The organism is Burkholderia sp. Bp9090, assembly GCF_003857985.1.
Lineage (GTDB): Bacteria > Pseudomonadota > Gammaproteobacteria > Burkholderiales > Burkholderiaceae > Burkholderia.
The window spans coordinates 94,110-111,681 of the sequence record NZ_QTPV01000023.1 but is presented as its reverse complement, the minus strand read 5'-3'; the positions used below and the strand labels follow the sequence as shown (position 1 = coordinate 111,681).

Annotated in this window: 15 protein-coding genes; 8 read left to right on the top strand and 7 right to left on the bottom strand. The window is 66.9% G+C overall.

Annotated elements, in window-relative coordinates; genetic code table 11:
* Positions 1-338: 338 nt before the first annotated feature.
* The gene (coaD, locus tag DIE16_RS21265; RefSeq protein WP_044847476.1) at positions 339-836 is read right to left on the bottom strand and encodes a pantetheine-phosphate adenylyltransferase; all 498 of its coding nucleotides are present in this window, start codon (positions 834-836) and stop codon (positions 339-341) included.
* A gap of 111 nt (positions 837-947) precedes the next feature.
* On the bottom strand, positions 948-1,562 hold the full coding sequence (rsmD, locus tag DIE16_RS21260; RefSeq protein WP_044847477.1) for a 16S rRNA (guanine(966)-N(2))-methyltransferase RsmD: 615 nt from the start codon (positions 1,560-1,562) through the stop codon (positions 948-950).
* A 202-nt stretch (positions 1,563-1,764) separates the two neighbouring features.
* Here rsmD and ftsY point away from each other — a divergent pair, with 202 nt between their 5' ends.
* Complete coding sequence (gene ftsY, locus DIE16_RS21255) at positions 1,765-2,931, top strand: signal recognition particle-docking protein FtsY (protein WP_124893344.1); 1,167 nt, start codon at positions 1,765-1,767, stop codon at positions 2,929-2,931.
* A gap of 118 nt (positions 2,932-3,049) precedes the next feature.
* On the opposite strand, the gene maiA is transcribed toward ftsY, so the two are convergent.
* Entirely contained in the window at positions 3,050-3,694 is a 645-nt protein-coding gene (gene maiA / locus DIE16_RS21250; RefSeq protein ID WP_044847479.1) for a maleylacetoacetate isomerase, read from the bottom strand.
* A gap of 197 nt (positions 3,695-3,891) precedes the next feature.
* On the opposite strand from maiA, the gene ybiB reads away from it, so the two are divergent.
* Positions 3,892-4,866, top strand: coding sequence for a DNA-binding protein YbiB (gene ybiB / locus DIE16_RS21245; RefSeq protein ID WP_124520736.1), 975 nt, complete (start codon positions 3,892-3,894; stop codon positions 4,864-4,866).
* Positions 4,867-5,261: 395 nt separating this feature from the next.
* A complete protein-coding gene (gene leuA / locus DIE16_RS21240; protein WP_124893343.1) occupies positions 5,262-6,908 on the top strand; it encodes a 2-isopropylmalate synthase in 1,647 nt (548 codons plus the stop codon).
* Between the two features lie 142 nt (positions 6,909-7,050).
* Here the strand turns inward: leuA and DIE16_RS21235 are convergent, their stop codons facing one another.
* The gene (locus DIE16_RS21235) at positions 7,051-7,434 is read right to left on the bottom strand and encodes a nuclear transport factor 2 family protein (protein WP_057926513.1); all 384 of its coding nucleotides are present in this window, start codon (positions 7,432-7,434) and stop codon (positions 7,051-7,053) included.
* Between the two features lie 45 nt (positions 7,435-7,479).
* Positions 7,480-8,049: an acyloxyacyl hydrolase gene (locus tag DIE16_RS21230; protein ID WP_124520732.1), complete on the bottom strand. Its 570-nt coding sequence runs from the start codon at positions 8,047-8,049 to the stop codon at positions 7,480-7,482.
* Positions 8,050-8,410: 361 nt separating this feature from the next.
* Here DIE16_RS21230 and rpoH point away from each other — a divergent pair, with 361 nt between their 5' ends.
* The 5 genes from rpoH to cydX all read left to right on the top strand — a co-directional run bounded on the left by rpoH (position 8,411) and on the right by cydX (position 12,867).
* A complete protein-coding gene (gene rpoH / locus DIE16_RS21225) occupies positions 8,411-9,346 on the top strand; it encodes an RNA polymerase sigma factor RpoH (RefSeq protein WP_044847484.1) in 936 nt (311 codons plus the stop codon).
* A 330-nt stretch (positions 9,347-9,676) separates the two neighbouring features.
* Entirely contained in the window at positions 9,677-9,952 is a 276-nt protein-coding gene (cydP, locus tag DIE16_RS21220) for a cytochrome oxidase putative small subunit CydP (protein WP_124486518.1), read from the top strand.
* Complete coding sequence (locus DIE16_RS21215; RefSeq protein ID WP_044847486.1) at positions 9,942-11,522, top strand: cytochrome ubiquinol oxidase subunit I; 1,581 nt, start codon at positions 9,942-9,944, stop codon at positions 11,520-11,522. The genes cydP and DIE16_RS21215 overlap by 11 nt, the downstream gene beginning before the upstream one ends.
* A 31-nt stretch (positions 11,523-11,553) precedes the next feature.
* Positions 11,554-12,690: a cytochrome d ubiquinol oxidase subunit II gene (cydB, locus tag DIE16_RS21210; RefSeq protein WP_044847487.1), complete on the top strand. Its 1,137-nt coding sequence runs from the start codon at positions 11,554-11,556 to the stop codon at positions 12,688-12,690.
* 54 nt (positions 12,691-12,744) lie between these two features.
* Positions 12,745-12,867 carry a cytochrome bd-I oxidase subunit CydX gene (gene cydX, locus DIE16_RS21205; protein ID WP_006483737.1) on the top strand — a complete coding sequence of 41 codons (123 nt, stop codon included), beginning with the start codon at positions 12,745-12,747 and terminating at the stop codon, positions 12,865-12,867.
* A gap of 259 nt (positions 12,868-13,126) precedes the next feature.
* Here cydX and nagE read toward each other — a convergent pair whose 3' ends face one another.
* Together nagE and ptsP are read right to left on the bottom strand one after the other, a co-directional pair.
* Positions 13,127-14,890: an N-acetylglucosamine-specific PTS transporter subunit IIBC gene (gene nagE / locus DIE16_RS21200; protein WP_124486520.1), complete on the bottom strand. Its 1,764-nt coding sequence runs from the start codon at positions 14,888-14,890 to the stop codon at positions 13,127-13,129.
* A gap of 87 nt (positions 14,891-14,977) precedes the next feature.
* Positions 14,978-17,560 carry a phosphoenolpyruvate--protein phosphotransferase gene (ptsP, locus tag DIE16_RS21195; protein ID WP_124893342.1) on the bottom strand — a complete coding sequence of 861 codons (2,583 nt, stop codon included), beginning with the start codon at positions 17,558-17,560 and terminating at the stop codon, positions 14,978-14,980.
* Positions 17,561-17,572 lie beyond the last annotated feature (12 nt).

The following is a 17,572-nucleotide window of genomic DNA, read 5'->3' as shown; positions in this document are numbered from 1 at the left end:
GTTGCTTGCTCATCAGACACCTCTTCATGGCGACCATTCTCGCCTAAATCAGTGTCCGGATTCATTAGACCACTACAGAAACCCCTTACGAACTACTTTTACCTGCCAACGGCCGTTGCGTTGACTGAATGTGGCCATGTTTTTGTCTCTGAGTTGCAATTGAGTTGCAAAAACATGATTTCGGGCAATTGAAAAAGCTGGAGAGCCTGTGGGGACGGTGCACGCCAAAATTAATCAGGACAGCCAATTGATGCACTCGTCGGTAATCATCAAAGACATACTGATCTCACTTCTTCAGGCCGGCGGCCGGCTTCACGACGAAACCGGCCGGCGCCGCGTCACGCGGCCGGGCCTCCCATCGCAGTGACTTTCTCGGTCAGCCACTTCTCGACGGACGGGAACACGAACTTGCTGACATCGCCGCCCAACTGCGCGATTTCGCGCACGATCGTCCCCGAGATGAACTGGTACTGATCGGACGGCGTCATGAACATCGTCTCGACGTCGGGCAACAGATAACGGTTCATCCCCGCCATCTGGAACTCGTATTCGAAATCGGACACGGCACGCAGGCCGCGCACGATCACGCGCGCGTTGTTGATGCGGACGAAATCCTTCAGGAGGCCCGTGAAACTCATGACCTTCACGTTCGGATAATGACCGAGCACCTCGTTCGCAATCGTCAGACGTTCTTCCAGCGAGAAGAACGGCTTCTTCGCGCGGCTGTCGGCGACACCCACCACCAGCGTATCAAAAATGCTCGACGCACGCCGCACGAGGTCTTCGTGCCCGCGCGTCAGCGGATCGAACGTACCGGGATACACGGCGACTACCATGTCGCTCCTCCTGTCATCACGCAAACGGGGTGGCAGCCGTGCGACGCGCACGCCACTGCCGAGATGGGCATGCGTCGCCTTTGCCGCGCGCCGCCTCGTATGGAACGCGCATTATTCATCATTTTCGCGCCGCAGCAAATGATAGTGAACCGCACCGGCCTTGCCGTGCTTCACCACCTGCCAGCCGGCCAGTGCGTCGTGCGCGGCCGGGTCGAGCTCCGCCCCCGTTTCGACGTACAGCGCACCATCCGGCGAGACGAGCGGCGCCGCCAGCGCGATCGCGCGATCGAGCACGGCCGGCTCGCCGAACGGCGGATCGAGGAACACGACGTCGAACGCGCCCGGGGTCAGCCCGGCCGCAAGCCGCAGCGCGTCGGCTTCCGCGACCTCGACCGAGCGTGCGCCGAGCTTGTCCTTGATCGTGCGCAGCTGCTGCGCCGCGCGCGGGTGGCGCTCGACCATCACGACGCTCGTCGCGCCGCGCGACGCGGCCTCGAAGCCGAGCGCGCCGGTGCCCGCGAACAGGTCGAGGCAGCGCCGGCCTTCGAGATCCTGGCCGAGCCAGTTGAACAGGGTCTCGCGCACGCGATCGGGCGTCGGCCGCAGGCCGTCGAGATCGAGCACGGCGAGCGGCGTGCGTTTCCAGTCACCGCCGATGATGCGGATCGTGTGCGGCTTGCCGCGGCCGGCGGGGGCCGCCGGGCGGCCGGAAGAGGAACGGGACATACGGAATATCGACAACGGAGGGAACGGGTGCGCACGCGGGCGCACCGCCAAACAGGCGCACGTTACCACAGCGGCGGCACCGACTGACGCGAGTGCCTCGCCGCACTGATAAAATGCACGGTTTCGGCCGTCGTGCGCACGCGCGCCGGCCTCTCCGGCGCTCCGCCCTGGCGGCGCCCCGCCCTCTTCCCGACGTCAGACCATGTTCAGCTTCTTCAAACGATTCAAGAAAACGCAGGAGCCCGACTCCGCGGAATCGCAATCAGCCGACGCGCCGCAACCGGACGAGCCGTCCGACACGCCCGCGCCCGCCCCCGAGCCCCGCCGGGCGGTCGAAGCACCGCAAGCGCCCGCGCAACCGCGACAGGCCGCGCCGGCCGTCGTGATGACGGTCACGCCGACCAACGACGGCAGCGACGAAGTCGTCGAGGCGGTCGAGATCGTGCCGCCGCCGACGCAGGACGCGTCCGCGAAGAAGTCGTGGCTCGCGCGCCTGAAGTCGGGGCTCGCGAAGACGGGCTCGAGCATCACCGGCGTGTTCGTCAACACGAAGATCGACGAGGATCTGTACGAGGAGCTCGAAGCCGCGCTGCTGATGTCCGACGCCGGCGTCGACGCGACCGAGTACCTGCTCGGCGCGCTGCGCGAGAAGGTGCGCGCGGGCCGGCTCACCGATCCGCAGCAGGTGAAGGGCGCGCTGCACGACCTGCTCGTCGAACTGCTGACGCCGCTCGAGAAGTCGCTGATGCTCGGTCGCGCGCAACCGCTCGTGATGATGATCACGGGCGTGAACGGCGCGGGCAAGACCACCAGCATCGGCAAGCTCGCGAAGCACCTGCAGAGCTTCGACCAGTCGGTGCTGCTGGCCGCGGGCGACACGTTCCGCGCGGCCGCGCGCGAACAGCTGGCGGTCTGGGGCGAGCGCAACAACGTGACGGTCGTCCAGCAGGAAAGCGGCGATCCGGCCGCGGTGATCTTCGACGCGGTCAGCGCCGCGCGCGCCCGCAAGATCGACGTAATGATGGCCGACACGGCCGGCCGCCTGCCGACGCAGCTGCACCTGATGGAAGAGCTGAAGAAGGTGAAGCGCGTGATCTCGAAGGCGCACGACGGCGCGCCGCACGAGGTACTGCTCGTGATCGACGCGAACACGGGCCAGAACGCGCTCACGCAGGTGAAGGCCTTCGACGATGCGCTCGGCCTCACGGGCCTGATCGTCACGAAGCTCGACGGCACCGCCAAGGGCGGGATCCTCGCCGCGATCGCGCGGCAGCGCCCGGTGCCCGTCTACTTCATCGGCGTCGGCGAGAAGGTCGAGGACCTGCAGCCGTTCAACGCAGTGGAATTCGCGGACGCGCTGCTCGGCTGAACGCCGCCGGCCCGCATCGCACGGGGCGCCTTCGGGCGCCCTTTTTACATGCGCGGCCGGAAGCCGTCAGCCGGAAGCCGGAAGCCGGAAGCCGGCGGCCCCGCGACGTCATTCGATGTCATTCGGCGTCGGGCTGCACGCCAGGCTCGGCGGCCTTGAACGCATCGAGCGTCGACGCATGATCGGCGATCCGCTGGATCGTCGGAAAGCGCGTCGTGTCGATCGAGAAACGGTTCGCGTTGAACACCTGCGGCACGATGCAGATATCGGCGAGCGTCGGCGTGTCGCCGAAGCACAGCTTGCCGGTGCGCGGATCGCTCGCGAGGCGCGTCTCGAGCGACGCGAAACCCGCCTCGATCCAGTGCCGGTACCATTCGTTCTTCGCTTCCTCCGGCACCTTCAGCGTGTGCTTCAGGTATTTCAGCACGCGCAGGTTGTTCAGCGGATGGATCTCGCACGCGACCTGCAGCGCGATCGCCCGCACATACGCGCGGTCGACCGGCGCCTTCGGCAGCAGCGCGGGTTCGGGATGCGTTTCCTCGAGATATTCGATGATCGCGAGCGATTGCTGCAGCGTGGCATCGCCGTCGATCAGCGTCGGCACGACGGCATCCGGATTCACCGCGCGATACGCGTCCTTCAGTTGCTCGCCGCCGTCGCGCAGCATGTGCACGGGGACCGTGTCGAACGGCAGCTGCTTCAGGTTCAGGGCGATCCGCACGCGGTACGACGCGGAACTGCGGAAATAGCTGTAAAGCTTCATGGGTGTCTCTCTGTTGGTCGTATTCGGCCGGTAACGGCGCCTGCAGCGCACGCACGGCACCGCCGGGAACCCGAGTTTAGCGCGCCGCGCGGCGGTGGCGCGCAGTCGCGCTTGGGCGAGCCGCGCCCATGCGATACTCGGGGCATTCCTTACCGCTCACCGCGCGGCCCGATGCCGGCCGCCCGCCCCACGCCCCGATGACCGCTCCCCACGACTCCGCCGCCTCGCCGTTCCCCTGCGCCCGCTTCATCAAGGAAATCGGCCGCGGCCCGAACGGCGCACGCGCGCTGTCCGCCGAAGACACGTTCGAGCTCTATCGCGCGATGCTCGACGCGCGCGTGTCGGACGTCGAACTCGGCGCGATCCTGATCGCGTATCGCCTGAAGGGCGAAAGCGCCGACGAACTGTCCGCGATGCTCGCCGCCGCGCAGGCGTCGTTCGAACCGGTGCACGTGCAGGACGCCGCCTTCCGCCCGGTGTCGATCCCGAGCTACAACGGCGCGCGCAAGCAGCCGAACCTGGTGCCGCTGCTCGCGCTGCTGCTCGCGCGCGAAGGCGTGCCGGTGCTCGTGCACGGCGTCGAACGCGATCCGGGCCGCGTGACGAGCGGGGAGATCTTCTCGGCGCTGTCGATCGCGCCGTCGAAGTCGCACGACGCGATCGAGGACATGCTCGCGGAGCGCCGCGTCGCGTTCGCGCCGATCGACGCGCTGGCGCCGCGCATCGCGCGTCTGCTGGCGCTGCGCGGCGTGCTCGGCGTGCGCAACTCCACGCACACGCTCGTGAAGATCCTGCAGCCGTTCGCGCCGGCCGGGCTGCGGCTCGTCAACTACACGCATCCGCCGTACCGCGACAGCCTCGCGCAACTGTTCCGCGATCATCCGGACGCCGCGCGCGGCGGTGCGCTGCTCGCGCGCGGCACCGAAGGCGAAGCGGTGGCCGACACGCGGCGCCAGGTGCAGGTCGACTGGCTGCACGACGGCATGTGCGACACGCTGATCGAGCCCGAGCGCTCGTCGAGCGACGCACCGCCCGTCGCGCTGCCCGAATCGCGCGACGCGGCGACCACGGCCGCGTGGACGGACGCCGTGCTGCGCGGCGAAGTTCCGGTGCCGGACGCGCTTGCGCGGCAGGTCGACACGATCGTGCGGATCGCCCGGATCGCACCGTGACCGGCATCCCGGGCCGGCGTGCTGTCGCGCCGGCCTTTTCAACCGACCATTTGACACGCACCCGCATCCTGGCATAGAGTTGTCGCCATGCGTTCCTTTCCGAACACCCTCCGAATTACCTCCGGCCGCCTAGCGCGGTCGCTATCGCTACGACTAGCCTAAGGCTGTCTTAGCGCCGTGTGCTGTCCGCACGGTCCCTCCCTGCAGTTCCTCGCAGCACCCTTCTCGCAGTTTTTACAACCCGAAGTCGTCAGCATTCGTCCGTCTATCCGTCGGTCGATTCGCGAAGATCATCCGCATCCGCAGCGCGTTTCCGGCGCCACGGTGCGAGGCAGCGCCTACCGTCGCCCATGCCGCCCGTCTTCGCTCGCGACTTGAGACCCGAGGTCCAGAAGATGAAGCGCAACCCGCAAGACAAGTATCGTCCGTTCGAACCCGTCCGCATCAATGGCCGCCGCTGGCCGACCCGCACCATCGAGCGTGCGCCGGTCTGGATGAGCACCGACCTGCGCGACGGCAACCAGTCGCTGATCGAGCCGATGAGCATCGAACAGAAGCTGGAGTTCTTCGACATGCTGGTCGCGATCGGTTTCAAGGAGATCGAAGTCGGGTTTCCGTCGGCGTCGCAGACCGACTTCGATTTCGTCCGCAAGCTGATCGACGAGAAGCGGATCCCCGACGACGTGACGATCGAAGTGCTCGTGCAGTCGCGCGAAGACCTGATCGCGCGCACCTTCGACGCGCTCGACGGCGTGCCGCGCGCGATCGTGCACCTGTACAACGCGATCTGCCCGTCGTTCCGGCGCATCGTGTTCGGGATGTCGAAGGACGACGTGAAGGCGCTCGCAGTCGAGGGCACGCGACTCATCAAGGAACACGCGGCGGCCCGCCCGGACACGCACTGGACCTATCAGTACTCTCCTGAAACCTTCAGCATGACCGAGCTGACGTTCGCGCGCGAAGTATGCGACGCGGTCGCGCAGGCGTGGCGTCCGACCCGCGATCACAAGATGATCGTCAACCTGCCGGCGACCGTCGAAGCCGCGAGCCCGAACGTGTTCGCCGACCAGATCGAGTGGATGGACCGCAACCTCGCGTATCGCGACAGCATCGTGCTGTCCGTGCATCCGCACAACGATCGCGGCACCGCGGTCGCCGCCGCCGAACTCGCGCTGCTCGCGGGCGCCGACCGCATCGAGGGCTGCCTGTTCGGCAACGGCGAGCGCACCGGCAACGTCGACCTCGTCACGCTCGCGCTGAACCTCTATACGCAGGGCATCGACCCGGGCCTCGATTTCTCCGACATCGACGCGGTGCGCCGCGTGGTCGAGCGCTGCAACCAGATTCCGGTGCATCCGCGCCATCCGTACGCGGGCGACCTCGTGTTCACCGCGTTCTCCGGCTCGCACCAGGACGCGATCCGCAAGGGCTTCGCGCAGCAGCGCCCCGACGCGGTGTGGGAAGTGCCGTACCTGCCGATCGACCCGGCCGACCTCGGCCGCAGCTATGACGCGGTGATCCGCGTGAACAGCCAGTCCGGCAAGGGTGGCGCGACGTTCCTGCTCGAACGCGGGATGGGCTTCACGCCGACGCGCCGCGTGCAGATCGAATTCAGCCACGCGGTGCAGACGCTCGCCGACGCATCCGGCGAGGAAGTGACCGGCGACGCGATCTGTGCGCTGTTCGCGCGCGAATTCTTCGAGACCGACGGCCCGGCCGCGCGGCACGGCAACGGCGCGCGCTGGCAGAACCGCGACATCGCGAGCGCGCCGCCGGCCGACGCGACGCCCGAAGACGCCGTGCAACGCGTGGCCGCTGCCTTCGCGACGGCAGCCGGCGCGACGATCGACGTCGCCTCGTGCGAACACGCGCGCACGACGGACGGCCGGATCGCGGTATCGGTCGGCTGCCGGGTCGGCGACGCGCCGCTGCGGCATGGTGTCGGGGTGCACGACGACGCGGCGAGCGCCGCGCTCGATGCGGTCGTCAGCGCGATCAACCGCTCGGCCTGGCATTGCGCCGACCGCCGTGCGGCGGCCTGACGGCAGGCTTCGCTTCAGGGTTCGAACGTCAGCGAGCGGTGCGTGACCGCCCGTGCGCCGCGCGATCCGCGCCGCACGGGCCAATGAAAAGCGGCCCAGAAGGCCGCTTCGGTCGAGACATGAAAAGGAGCGCCAGGCGCGCTCATGTCTCGGTCGCGCACCGCGTCGCCTGCCACGCGAGCAGGCGCCAGTGGCCCTGCTCATGCGTGTGGACGGCCGTATAGGCGATCGGAAACACCAGCCCGCCGTTGTTCGTTTCCATCTCGATCAACGCGCGCCCGGTGACGACGCAGGTCGCGTCGCCGACGGGCAGCAGGTCCTGCGACTGGATTTCGATCTGGCGATAGCGGCGGCGGCCGGCGACGATGGCGTCGATGAACTGCTGCTTGGTTTCGCGTTTGCCGTTGGTGTGCACGAAGAACACCTTGTCCGACAATTGCGCGTCGAGCGCCTCGCCGTCTCCGTCGACCATCGCCCGGAACCGATCGCGCTCGAGCGCGCGAATCGCATCGACCACCTTCGCCATCGCCTGACTCCTCGGCAACGCGCCCGCCGTGCGCCGGCGTGCGGATCAGAAGTTGTACTGCACGTAGAACTGGTGGAAATTTATACCAGGATTCGGCTCTTTGATACCCGCGTTAGACACATGTTGAAAACGGTAACCGACCTGATACTGTTGCCGTTCTCCGAACTGGGCGCCAACGCCGGCGACGTCCACGAACTGGAACGACGTCGCCAGCGACAGATTGTTGGAGATCGTCGGGGAAGTCAGGAAGCGGATGCCGGCACCGGCCTCGATGAACGGACGCACCTGGCCCGCGCTCTTGATGAAGCGGAACATCGGCTGCGCGCCGAATTCGCCGATGCTGCCATGAACATTGCCGCCCGTATGCCAGTAGCCGGCGTGCCCTTCCACCACGAACGCGAAGTGCCAGCCGCCGATTTCCCACCAGTTCCAGCCCGGATCCCACACGACGCCGAGATCGCCCTTGTCGATCCCGTGGCGATCGGAAAACCCGCCGCCGGCCTGGATTCCCCATCGATCCGCGAACGCGGCACCCGATCCGCCCAGCAGCGACGCCGCCAGCAACGCGTGCAGCGCAAGCCGACTATGGGGCCGGCGATTCTTCTTATTGTTCATCTGACACTCCAACTTTGTGGGTTGAATGGAGCCTTGCCGCAGCGGCCGGGCCCGAGCGAACTGAATGGTATGGTAAAGGACTTTTCGGATCGGCATCGCGAAGCGAAATTGTTTGCTTCCAAAACTACAAAAATCGAAATCGTCTACTGATTACCATCAGAAACAATGGCTTACGGAACTTCCCTCCGCCAGCCCGGTCGCAAATTAGACTATCGACTCGACAAGTTCGATAGAAAACTGGGAACTTGGATGCCCCCGTGCCCTCTAAGGAATTAGCACTCGGATTACGGGAGTGCTAAGATGGGCCCCGGAATCTCATCCGAGACCAGGGGTTTGTCCCTGATTCCAAAGGAGTTTTTTAGTGAGCCACGCCCTGACCCTTCCGAATACCCTGAGCCCGACGCCGGCCAAGGCCGAATCGGCAGGCTCGCTGGCGCTCGCGACTCAATCGATGTTGCCGGGCCAGCTTGGCAACATCGACGCGTATATCCAGGCCGTCAACCGGATCCCGCTGCTGAGCGCCGAAGAGGAACGCCAGTACGCGACCGAATTCCGCGAAGACAACAACCTCGACTCGGCACGCCGCCTCGTGCTGTCGCACCTGCGGCTCGTCGTGTCGATCGCGCGCAACTATCTCGGCTACGGCCTGCCGCACGGCGACCTGATCCAGGAAGGCAACATCGGCCTGATGAAGGCGGTGAAGCGTTTCGACCCGGCGCAAAACGTGCGTCTGGTGTCGTACGCGATCCACTGGATCAAGGCCGAGATCCACGAGTACATCCTGCGCAACTGGCGGATGGTGAAGGTCGCGACGACGAAGGCGCAGCGCAAGCTGTTCTTCAACCTGCGCAGCCACAAGAAGAGCATGCAGGCGATGACGCCCGAGGAAATCGACGGCCTCGCGCAGGAGCTCAACGTCAAGCGCGAAGACGTGACCGAAATGGAAACGCGCCTGTCGGGCGGCGACATCGCACTCGAGGGCCAAGTGGAAGACGGCGAGGAGTCGTACGCGCCGATCGCCTACCTGGCCGATTCGCACAACGAGCCAACCGCCGTGCTCGCCGCGCGTCAGCGCGACATGCTGCAGACGGACGGCATCGCGCAGGCGCTCGAGGCGCTCGACGCCCGCAGCCGCCGGATCATCGAGGCGCGCTGGCTGAACGTCGACGACGACGGCTCGGGCGGCTCGACGCTGCACGATCTCGCGGCCGAGTTCGGCGTATCGGCGGAACGCATCCGCCAGATCGAAGCGAGCGCCATGAAGAAGATGCGCACCGCACTTGCCGAATACGCCTGAATCCGCAATTTAGAGCGCTTCACCCAAAACCGCTGCCCGCCCGGCAGCGGTTTTTTTTCGTCTGTCGTTTTTAGCCTCGATCGTGTCTGATTAATCGACCTTGTTGATCGGGTATCGGGCGAATTCCGGCCCCTTCCGCATAACCTTGATCTGCCTCAAGTTTCGGCACGCGCTTCGCGACGGTCTGCCGCATCGCCGCACTCGGCATCGGAAAGCCGGCATTTTAAAATTGGCATGTCGGCTCAAAAGGATTAAAACAGCTTAACTGCCGTCATAAATCCGACGTAAAGTCGCCCCAAAACCGATGTAAATCGATTCAGGATAATCACCTTGATCTCGATCAATAAAGCGCCTGCGCCGCGTCCCCCGCAGGCCACAGGCAGCGGCTGGCGCGCACGCATCGCCGCGTGGGCGCGCGGGCCGACCCTCATGCGCGACATCACGCTGGTGCTGATCGTCAAGCTGATCCTCCTGATGTCGCTCAAATACGCATTCTTCAATCATCCGCAGGCCGAGCACATGTCGCTGCCGCCTGCCGTCGTCGCCGAGAAGCTGCTCTCGGTGCCGGCGCCTGCATCTACCGAGGGAGACCACCATGATAAGTAGCGAAGTCGTCGATCTGTCGCGTCTGCAGTTCGGCATCACGGCGCTCTACCACTTCCTGTTCGTGCCGCTGACGCTCGGCCTGTCCTGGCTGCTCGTCATCATGGAAGCCGTCTACGTGATGACCGGCAAACAGGTCTACAAGGACATGACGCAGTTCTGGGGCAAGTTGTTCGGGATCAACTTCGCGATGGGCGTGACGACCGGCATCACGCTCGAATTCCAGTTCGGCACGAACTGGTCGTACTACTCGCACTATGTCGGCGACATCTTCGGCGTGCCGCTCGCGGTCGAGGGCCTGATGGCGTTCTTCCTCGAATCGACGTTCGTCGGCCTGTTCTTCTTCGGCTGGAACCGTCTGTCGAAGGTCAAGCACCTGATGGTCACGTTCCTCGTCGCGCTGGGCTCGAACCTGTCCGCGCTGTGGATCCTCGTCGCGAACGGCTGGATGAACAACCCGGTCGGCGCCGAGTTCAACTATCAGACGATGCGCATGGAGTTGACGAACCTGTTCGACGTGCTGTTCAACCCGGTCGCGCAGGTGAAGTTCGTGCACACCGTGTCGGCCGGCTACGTGACGGCCGCGATGTTCGTGCTCGGTATCTCGTCGTGGTACCTGCTGAAGAAGCGCGACACCGACTTCGCGCTGCGCTCGTTCGCGGTCGCGGCCGGCTTCGGTCTCGCGTCGACGCTTTGCGTGATCGTGCTCGGCGACGAGTCGGGCTATACGACCGGGGAAGTGCAGAAGATGAAGCTCGCCGCGATCGAATCGGAATGGGAAACCCAGCCGGCGCCGGCGTCGTTCACGCTGATCGGCATTCCGAACCAGAAGGAAGAGCGCACCGACTATGCGATCAAGATCCCGTACGCGCTCGGCCTGATCGCGACGCGCTCGATCGACGAGCCGGTGATCGGCCTGCGCGAGCTCGCGAAGCGCAGCGAGGAGCACATCCAGAGCGGGATGGTCGCGTACGGCGCATTGCAGAAGATCAAGCAGGGCGACACGAGCGACGCGACCCGCGCATTGTTCGACCAGCACAAGCAGTATCTCGGCTACGGGCTGATGCTCAAGCAGTTCACGCCGAACGTGACCGATGCGACGCCGGATCAGATCAAGGCCGCCGCGAAGAAGACCATTCCGCCGGTCGCGCCCGTGTTCTTCTCGTTCCGGATCATGGTGTTCCTCGGCTTCCTGTTCCTCGCGACCTTCGTCGCCGCGTTCTGGTTCTGCGCGCGCCGCGAGCTGCTGCAGGACAACCGCCGCTGGTTCCTGCGCTATGCGGTGTGGGCGATCCCGCTGCCGTGGCTCGCCGCGGAATTCGGCTGGGTCGTCGCCGAGCTCGGTCGCCAGCCGTGGACGATCGCGGGCATCCTGCCGACGCATCTGTCCGCGTCCAGCCTGACGTCGACGGACCTGTACCTGAGCCTCGCCGGTTTCATCGCGTTCTACACGGCACTGTTCGTCATCGAGATCAAGCTGATGTTCAAGTACGCGCGCCTCGGCCCGTCGTCGCTGCATACCGGCCGCTATCACCACGAACTCGCCGCAGCCGGCGAGCGTGCCGCGGTTTGAGCACGCCCCCGCAACGGAACAAGGAATCGCTATGGACTATGCAACTCTCAAGCTGATCTGGTGGCTGCTCGTCGGCGTGCTGCTGATCGGCTTCGCCGTCACCGACGGCTTCGACATGGGCGCGACCGCGCTGCTGCCGTTCCTCGGCAAGACCGACGAGGAGCGCCGCATCATCGTCAACACGGTCGGTGCGACGTGGGAAGGCAACCAGGTGTGGCTGATCACGGCCGGCGGCGCGATGTTCGCCGCCTGGCCGCTCGTCTATGCCGCGTCGTTCTCCGGCTTCTACTTCGCGATGCTGCTCGTGCTGTTCGCGCTGTTCTTCCGGCCGGTCGGCTTCGACTATCGCAGCAAGCGGCCCGACCCGCGCTGGCGCGCGGGCTGGGACTGGGGCCTGTTCGTCGGCGGTTTCGTGCCGGCGCTGGTGTTCGGCGTCGCGTTCGGCAACCTGCTGCAGGGCGTGCCGTTCAAGTTCGACAGCGACCTGCGCGTCACCTACTACGGCGGCTTCTGGGCGCTGCTGAACCCGTTCGCGCTGCTCTGCGGGCTCGTCAGCCTCACGATGCTGGTCGCGCACGGCGCGGCATTCATCAAGATGAAGACCGACGGCGTGATCGCACGCCGCGCGTCGATCGCGCTGCGGGTGTCGGCGCTCGTCGCGGTCGTGCTGTTCGTGCTGGCCGGCGTGCTGATCGCGTCGACCATCGGCGGCTTCCACATCACGCACGCCGCGCCGACCGACACGGTCGCGAACCCGCTGCTGAAGGACGTGGCGGCCGGCTCGGGCCTGTGGCTCGCGAATTACGGCGAGTATCCGTGGATGATCGCGGCGCCGGTCGTCGGGATCGCGGGCGGCCTGCTCGCGCTGCTGCTCGCCGGCTCGAAGCAGGAAAAGACGGCGTTCTTCTGCACCGGCCTGATGATCGCCGGCGTGATCCTGACCGCGGGTTTCTCGATGTTCCCGTTCATCATGCCGTCGTCGCTCGACCCGCGCAGCAGCCTGACCGTGTGGGATTCGACGTCGAGCCACATGACGCTGCAGGTGATGCTGTTCGCGGTGATCGTGTTCCTGCCGATCGTCCTGCTCTATACGAGCTGGGTGTACCGCGTGATGCGCGGCAAGGTCACGCACCAGTCGCTCGAAGAGAACAAGCACTCGATGTATTGAACCCGGCCGGGGCGCGCACGCGCCCTCGCCCACCGTTTCGCAAGGAGTCGGATCATGTGGTACTTCAGCTGGATTCTCGGTATCGGCGTCGCGCTGTCGTTCGGCATCGTCAACGCGATGTGGCTCGAAGCGCGGCAGAAGCCGCAGGAAGCGCCGGTGCGCGCACGCCGCGACTGACCGCTCATACGCGGCGGCGGTTGATCGCCCCGCCGCGCGCCATCGGGAACGAACCTCGCTACGTGCGAGGTTTTTTTCGTCCGGGTCATTCGTTCGGCACGCGCGGCACGTCGAGGCCAATTTAGCGCGATGCCGATGCACGCATCGCGCCCGCGCGCCGACAAAGAAAAACGGCTTGCGACACACGCGTCGCAAGCCGTTTTCGTTTTACCGACCGGCGGCCCGCATCCGCGAGGCGGATCGGGCCGGTCTCGTCAGATCATGCCGGTTGCACGGCCGCACCACCGCCCGTCGACGGCAGGCGCGCGCCGAGCTGTTCCGCATAGCGCGCCGCCGCGTTGCCGCAGACGATGTGGAACGTGTCCGGCGCCACCCATGCGACATCGAGCGCGCCGAGCCGATCGCGATCGACCGCCGCTGCGTCGCGCACGACGACGCGCAGGCGCGTGGTCGCGATCGCGTCGAGCGATGCGACGTTGGTCGCGCCGCCGAACACCGCAAGCCAACGCAGCGGATCGGGATCGAGCGGACCGGCCGCAGCGCCCGTGACCGGCTGCGCGGGCGCGACCGCGGCCGCCGCCGCGGCACCGGCCGCACCGCTGCCGATCGCCGAACGCATCTCGTCGGCGATGATGTCCGCCTCCGGCCCGATGATCACCTGCACGCTGTTGCCGCCGCGCTTGAGCACGCCGCGCGCGCCGATCGACTTCAGTTCCGGCTCCGACACCTTCTCCGGATCGACGACGCTCAGGCGCAGGCGCGTCGTGCAGGCGTCGACGACCGTCAGGTTGCCCGCGCCGCCGAGCGCGGCGATGTAGCGCTGCGCACGCGGCGCTGCCGCCGCGGCACCGGCCGCCGGTGCGACGAAACCGCCCGACGCGAACGACTCGGTTGCCGAGTCGGCCGAGGCCGGCTCGCGACCGGGCGTCGCCATGTTGAACTTGCGGATGAAGAAACGGAACAGCCCGTAGTACGCGACGCCGTACGCAATGCCGAGCGGCACCGCGATCCAGCCCTTCGTCGACAGCCCGTAGTTCAGCACGTAGTCGATCGCGCCGGCCGAGAACGTGAAGCCGAGCTTCACGCCGAGGATCTGGCAGATCGCGAGCGACAGCCCGGTGAGTACCGCGTGGATCACGTACAGCACCGGCGCGAGGAACATGAAGCTGAATTCGATCGGCTCGGTCACGCCGGTCAGGAACGACGTGAGCGCCATCGAGAACAGCAGGCCGCCGACCATCGCGCGGCGCTCCTTCGGCGCTTCGTGCAGCATCGCGAGACACGCGGCCGGCAGGCCGAACATCATGATCGGGAAGAAGCCGGCCATGAAGGTGCCCGCGGTCGGATCGCCCGCGAAGAAGCGGTGCAGGTCGCCGTGCACGAGCTCGCCGCCGGCCGGCGGCGTGAAGTTGCCGAACACGAACCATGCGAGCGAGTTGATGATGTGGTGCAGGCCCGTGACGAGCAGCAGGCGGTTCAGGAAGCCGAACACGAACGCACCGATCGCGCCCGCCGTCGTCAGCCACTGGCCGGCCGCGTCGATCAGATGCTGGACCGGCTGCCACACGTATCCGAACACGATGCCGAGTACCACGCACACGAGCCCGGTGATGATCGGCACGAACCGCTTGCCGCCGAAGAACGCGAGGTAGTCGGGCAGCTTGATGTCCTTGTAGCGGTTGTACAGCAGGCCCGCAACGACACCCGCGATGATCCCGGACAGCACGCCCATGTTCAGCTTGGGATCGATGTCCTTCATGATCGCGGTTTCGATCAGGTAGCCGATCGCGCCCGCGAGTGCCGCCACGCCGTTGTTGTCCTTCGCGAAACCGACCGCCACGCCGATCGCGAACAGGAGCGGCAGGTTGTCGAAGATCGCGCCGCCGGCGTCGGCGATCATCTTGATGTTGAACACGTCCGGCTGCCCGAGCCGCAGCAGGATGCCGGCGACCGGCAACACCGCGATCGGCAGCATCAGCGCCCGGCCCAGGCCCTGTATCTTCAGAAACGGATTCCCGTCCATTCAATCCTCCAATCCATGTCTCGTCATTAAGCGTCGTTGACCTAATTGCTTGCGTAGTGAAACGGGTCGCGCGCCCGCCGTCGACGTTCAGTCGAGCGGCCAGACCTCGCGGCTTGCTGCCCTTACCGCCTGTGCCGAGTCGAGTGCGAGCAGATCCTGCGCACGCTGGCGACACAGCTGGTAATCGAGACGGCGCACGCGCGCCTTGATGCCCGGCACCGACACCGGGTCGACCGACAGTTCGGTCACGCCGAGGCCGACGAGAATCGGCACCGCGAGCGGATCGCCGCCCAGCGCGCCGCACACGCCGACCCATTTGCCGTGCTTCGCGGCGCCGCGCACCGCGATGTCGATCAGGCGCAGCACGGCCGGATGCAGGCCGTCGGACTGCGCGGCCAGATCGGCCTGGCAGCGGTCCATCGCGAGCGTGTACTGCGTCAGGTCGTTGGTGCCGATCGACAGGAAATCCGCGTGCTGCGCGAGCTGGTCGGCGAGCAGCGCCGCCGACGGCACCTCGATCATCACGCCGACCTCGATCGGCTCGGTGCGGCCCTGCGCCCGCGCGAATTCGTCGATGCGCTGTCGCAGCCGCACGAGTTCCCCGGCATCCGTCACCATCGGCAGCAGGATGCGCACCGCGCCGAACGGCTTCACCGCGAGCAGGCCCTGCAGCTGATCGTCGAGCAGATCGGGGCGCACCTGCGCGAGGCGGATGCCGCGCAGGCCAAGCGCCGGGTTCGGCTCGGGCGGCAGCGTCAGGTAGTCGACTTCCTTGTCGGCGCCGACGTCGAGCGTGCGGATGATCGCCGTGCGGCCCTGCAGCGCATCGACGATCGACTGGTAGCTCTGCTGGTGCTCGACGACGCTCGGCGCGGCCTGGCGATGGATGAACATCAGCTCGGTGCGCAGCAGGCCGACCGCGTCCGCGCCGTTGTCGACCGCGGTGTTCGCGTCGTCGAGCGTCGCGATGTTCGCGGCGACCTCGATGGCGCGGCCGTCGACCGTCGCGGCGGCGGCGCCGGCCAGCTTCCGGTTCGCCTCGCGCACGCCGTCCAGGCGCTGGCGCTCGTGGCGCGCGCGTTCGACGTCGAGTGCGGTCGGTGCATGTTCGAAACGGCCCGCGCTCGCATCGACGACGACCTGCGTGCCGTCGGGAATCGCATACAGCGCGTCGCCGACCGCGACGAGCGCCGGAATGCCGAGCTGGCGCGCGATGATCGCCGCATGCGACGTCGCGCCGCCGCGCGCCATCACGAGCGCGGTCACGCGCTGGCGATCGAGCGACGACAGGTCCGACGGCGTGAATTCCTCGGCGGCGAGCACGGCCTCGGCGGGCAGCGTGCGGGTCGCGCCGCTCGTGTGGCCGAGCGCGCGCAGCACGCGCTTCTCGATGTCGCGCAGGTCGGCCGCGCGCTCGGCAAGCAGCGCATCGTCGAGCTTCGACAGCGTGTCGATCTGCGCGCGGATCGTCGCGCGCCACGCGAAGCCCGCGCTCTTGCCGAGGCTGATCTGGTCGCGCGCCGCGTCGACCAGCGTCGGGTCTTCGAGCAGCACGCGATGCACCGCGAAGATCCCCGCCTCGCCGACCGCGCCGCGCGCCGATGCGTTGCGCACCGTTTCGTCGAGTTCGGCGTCGACCGCCGTCAGCGCCTGGTCGAGCCGGCGGCTTTCCGATGCGGGCGTGCCGCTCGCCTGTTCGGGCGGCACGATCTCCACATCGTCGAGACGCACCAGCGTGCCGACCGCGATGCCGGGCGCCGCGCACACGCCCGCGAGCGTGTTCGGATCGAGTGTCGCGCCGGTGTCGTGCACGATCGGCTGCGGTGCGGGCGAACGCAGCCGCGCCGGCTTCTCCTCGACTTCGCCGTGCGCTTCGCGCAGCAGCTCGTGCTCGACCGCGTCGACGGCCTGCTGCGCGTGCGCGCCGCGGCCGATCAGCTCGATCGTCGCGCCTTCGCCGGCACCAAGGGCGAGCAGGCCCACGACGCTCGCGATCGACGCCTTGCGGCCGTCGAACTGCACGTCGACCGTCGCGTCGAAGCCGCGCACGGATTCGCGTGCGCGTGCGGCCGGGCGGGCATGCAGGCCGCCCGGCTGCGTCAGCACGAGTTCGCGACGCACTTCGATCATCGCCGCGGCGCCGGCCTGCGCCGCCTGCTCGGCCGCTTCGCCCTTGCCGCGCAGCGTCAGGATTGGCGTCTCGCCGGCCGTCGCGAAACCGCTCGCGCGCTCGACGACGTCGAACGCGTCGGAGTTCGCGATCGCGATCACCGAAACCAGCGAATGCGCGCTGCGCGCGACCGCGTCCTGGTCGAACTCGATCAGCAGGTCGCCCGCGTCGACGCGTGCGCCGGCTTCGACGTGGGCGGTGAAGCCCTGCCCGTTCAGCTCGACGGTGTCGATGCCGATATGCAGCAGCACTTCCGCGCCTTGCGGCGTCGTGATCGTCACCGCATGGCCGGTGCGCGCGAGATGCGACACGACGCCGGCGCACGGGGCGACGAGCTGGCCCGCGAGCGGGTCGATGCCGATGCCGTCGCCGAACATCCCGCCGGAGAACACCGGATCGGGCACATCGGCCAGCGCGACGATCGGCCCGGTCAGGGGGCTGAGCAGGACGATCTGATCATGGGTGGAACTCTTCAACTGGGACTCCTCGGCGCGTCTCATCGGCTGTCTCGG

Bases quoted from the DNA above. Each gene is read 5' to 3' on its own strand.
- coaD (WP_044847476.1), bottom strand. From the start codon at position 836: ATGGTAGTCGCCGTGTATCCCGGTACGTTCGATCCGCTGACGCGCGGG.
- rsmD (WP_044847477.1), bottom strand. From the start codon at position 1,562: ATGTCCCGTTCCTCTTCCGGCCGCCCGGCGGCCCCCGCCGGCCGCGGC.
- ftsY (WP_124893344.1), top strand. From the start codon at position 1,765: ATGTTCAGCTTCTTCAAACGATTCAAGAAAACGCAGGAGCCCGACTCC.
- maiA (WP_044847479.1), bottom strand. From the start codon at position 3,694: ATGAAGCTTTACAGCTATTTCCGCAGTTCCGCGTCGTACCGCGTGCGG.
- ybiB (WP_124520736.1), top strand. From the start codon at position 3,892: ATGACCGCTCCCCACGACTCCGCCGCCTCGCCGTTCCCCTGCGCCCGC.
- leuA (WP_124893343.1), top strand. From the start codon at position 5,262: ATGAAGCGCAACCCGCAAGACAAGTATCGTCCGTTCGAACCCGTCCGC.
- DIE16_RS21235 (WP_057926513.1), bottom strand. From the start codon at position 7,434: ATGGCGAAGGTGGTCGATGCGATTCGCGCGCTCGAGCGCGATCGGTTC.
- DIE16_RS21230 (WP_124520732.1), bottom strand. From the start codon at position 8,049: ATGAACAATAAGAAGAATCGCCGGCCCCATAGTCGGCTTGCGCTGCAC.
- DIE16_RS21215 (WP_044847486.1), top strand. From the start codon at position 9,942: ATGATAAGTAGCGAAGTCGTCGATCTGTCGCGTCTGCAGTTCGGCATC.
- cydB (WP_044847487.1), top strand. From the start codon at position 11,554: ATGGACTATGCAACTCTCAAGCTGATCTGGTGGCTGCTCGTCGGCGTG.
- cydX (WP_006483737.1), top strand. From the start codon at position 12,745: ATGTGGTACTTCAGCTGGATTCTCGGTATCGGCGTCGCGCTGTCGTTC.
- nagE (WP_124486520.1), bottom strand. From the start codon at position 14,890: ATGGACGGGAATCCGTTTCTGAAGATACAGGGCCTGGGCCGGGCGCTG.
- ptsP (WP_124893342.1), bottom strand. From the start codon at position 17,560: ATGAGACGCGCCGAGGAGTCCCAGTTGAAGAGTTCCACCCATGATCAG.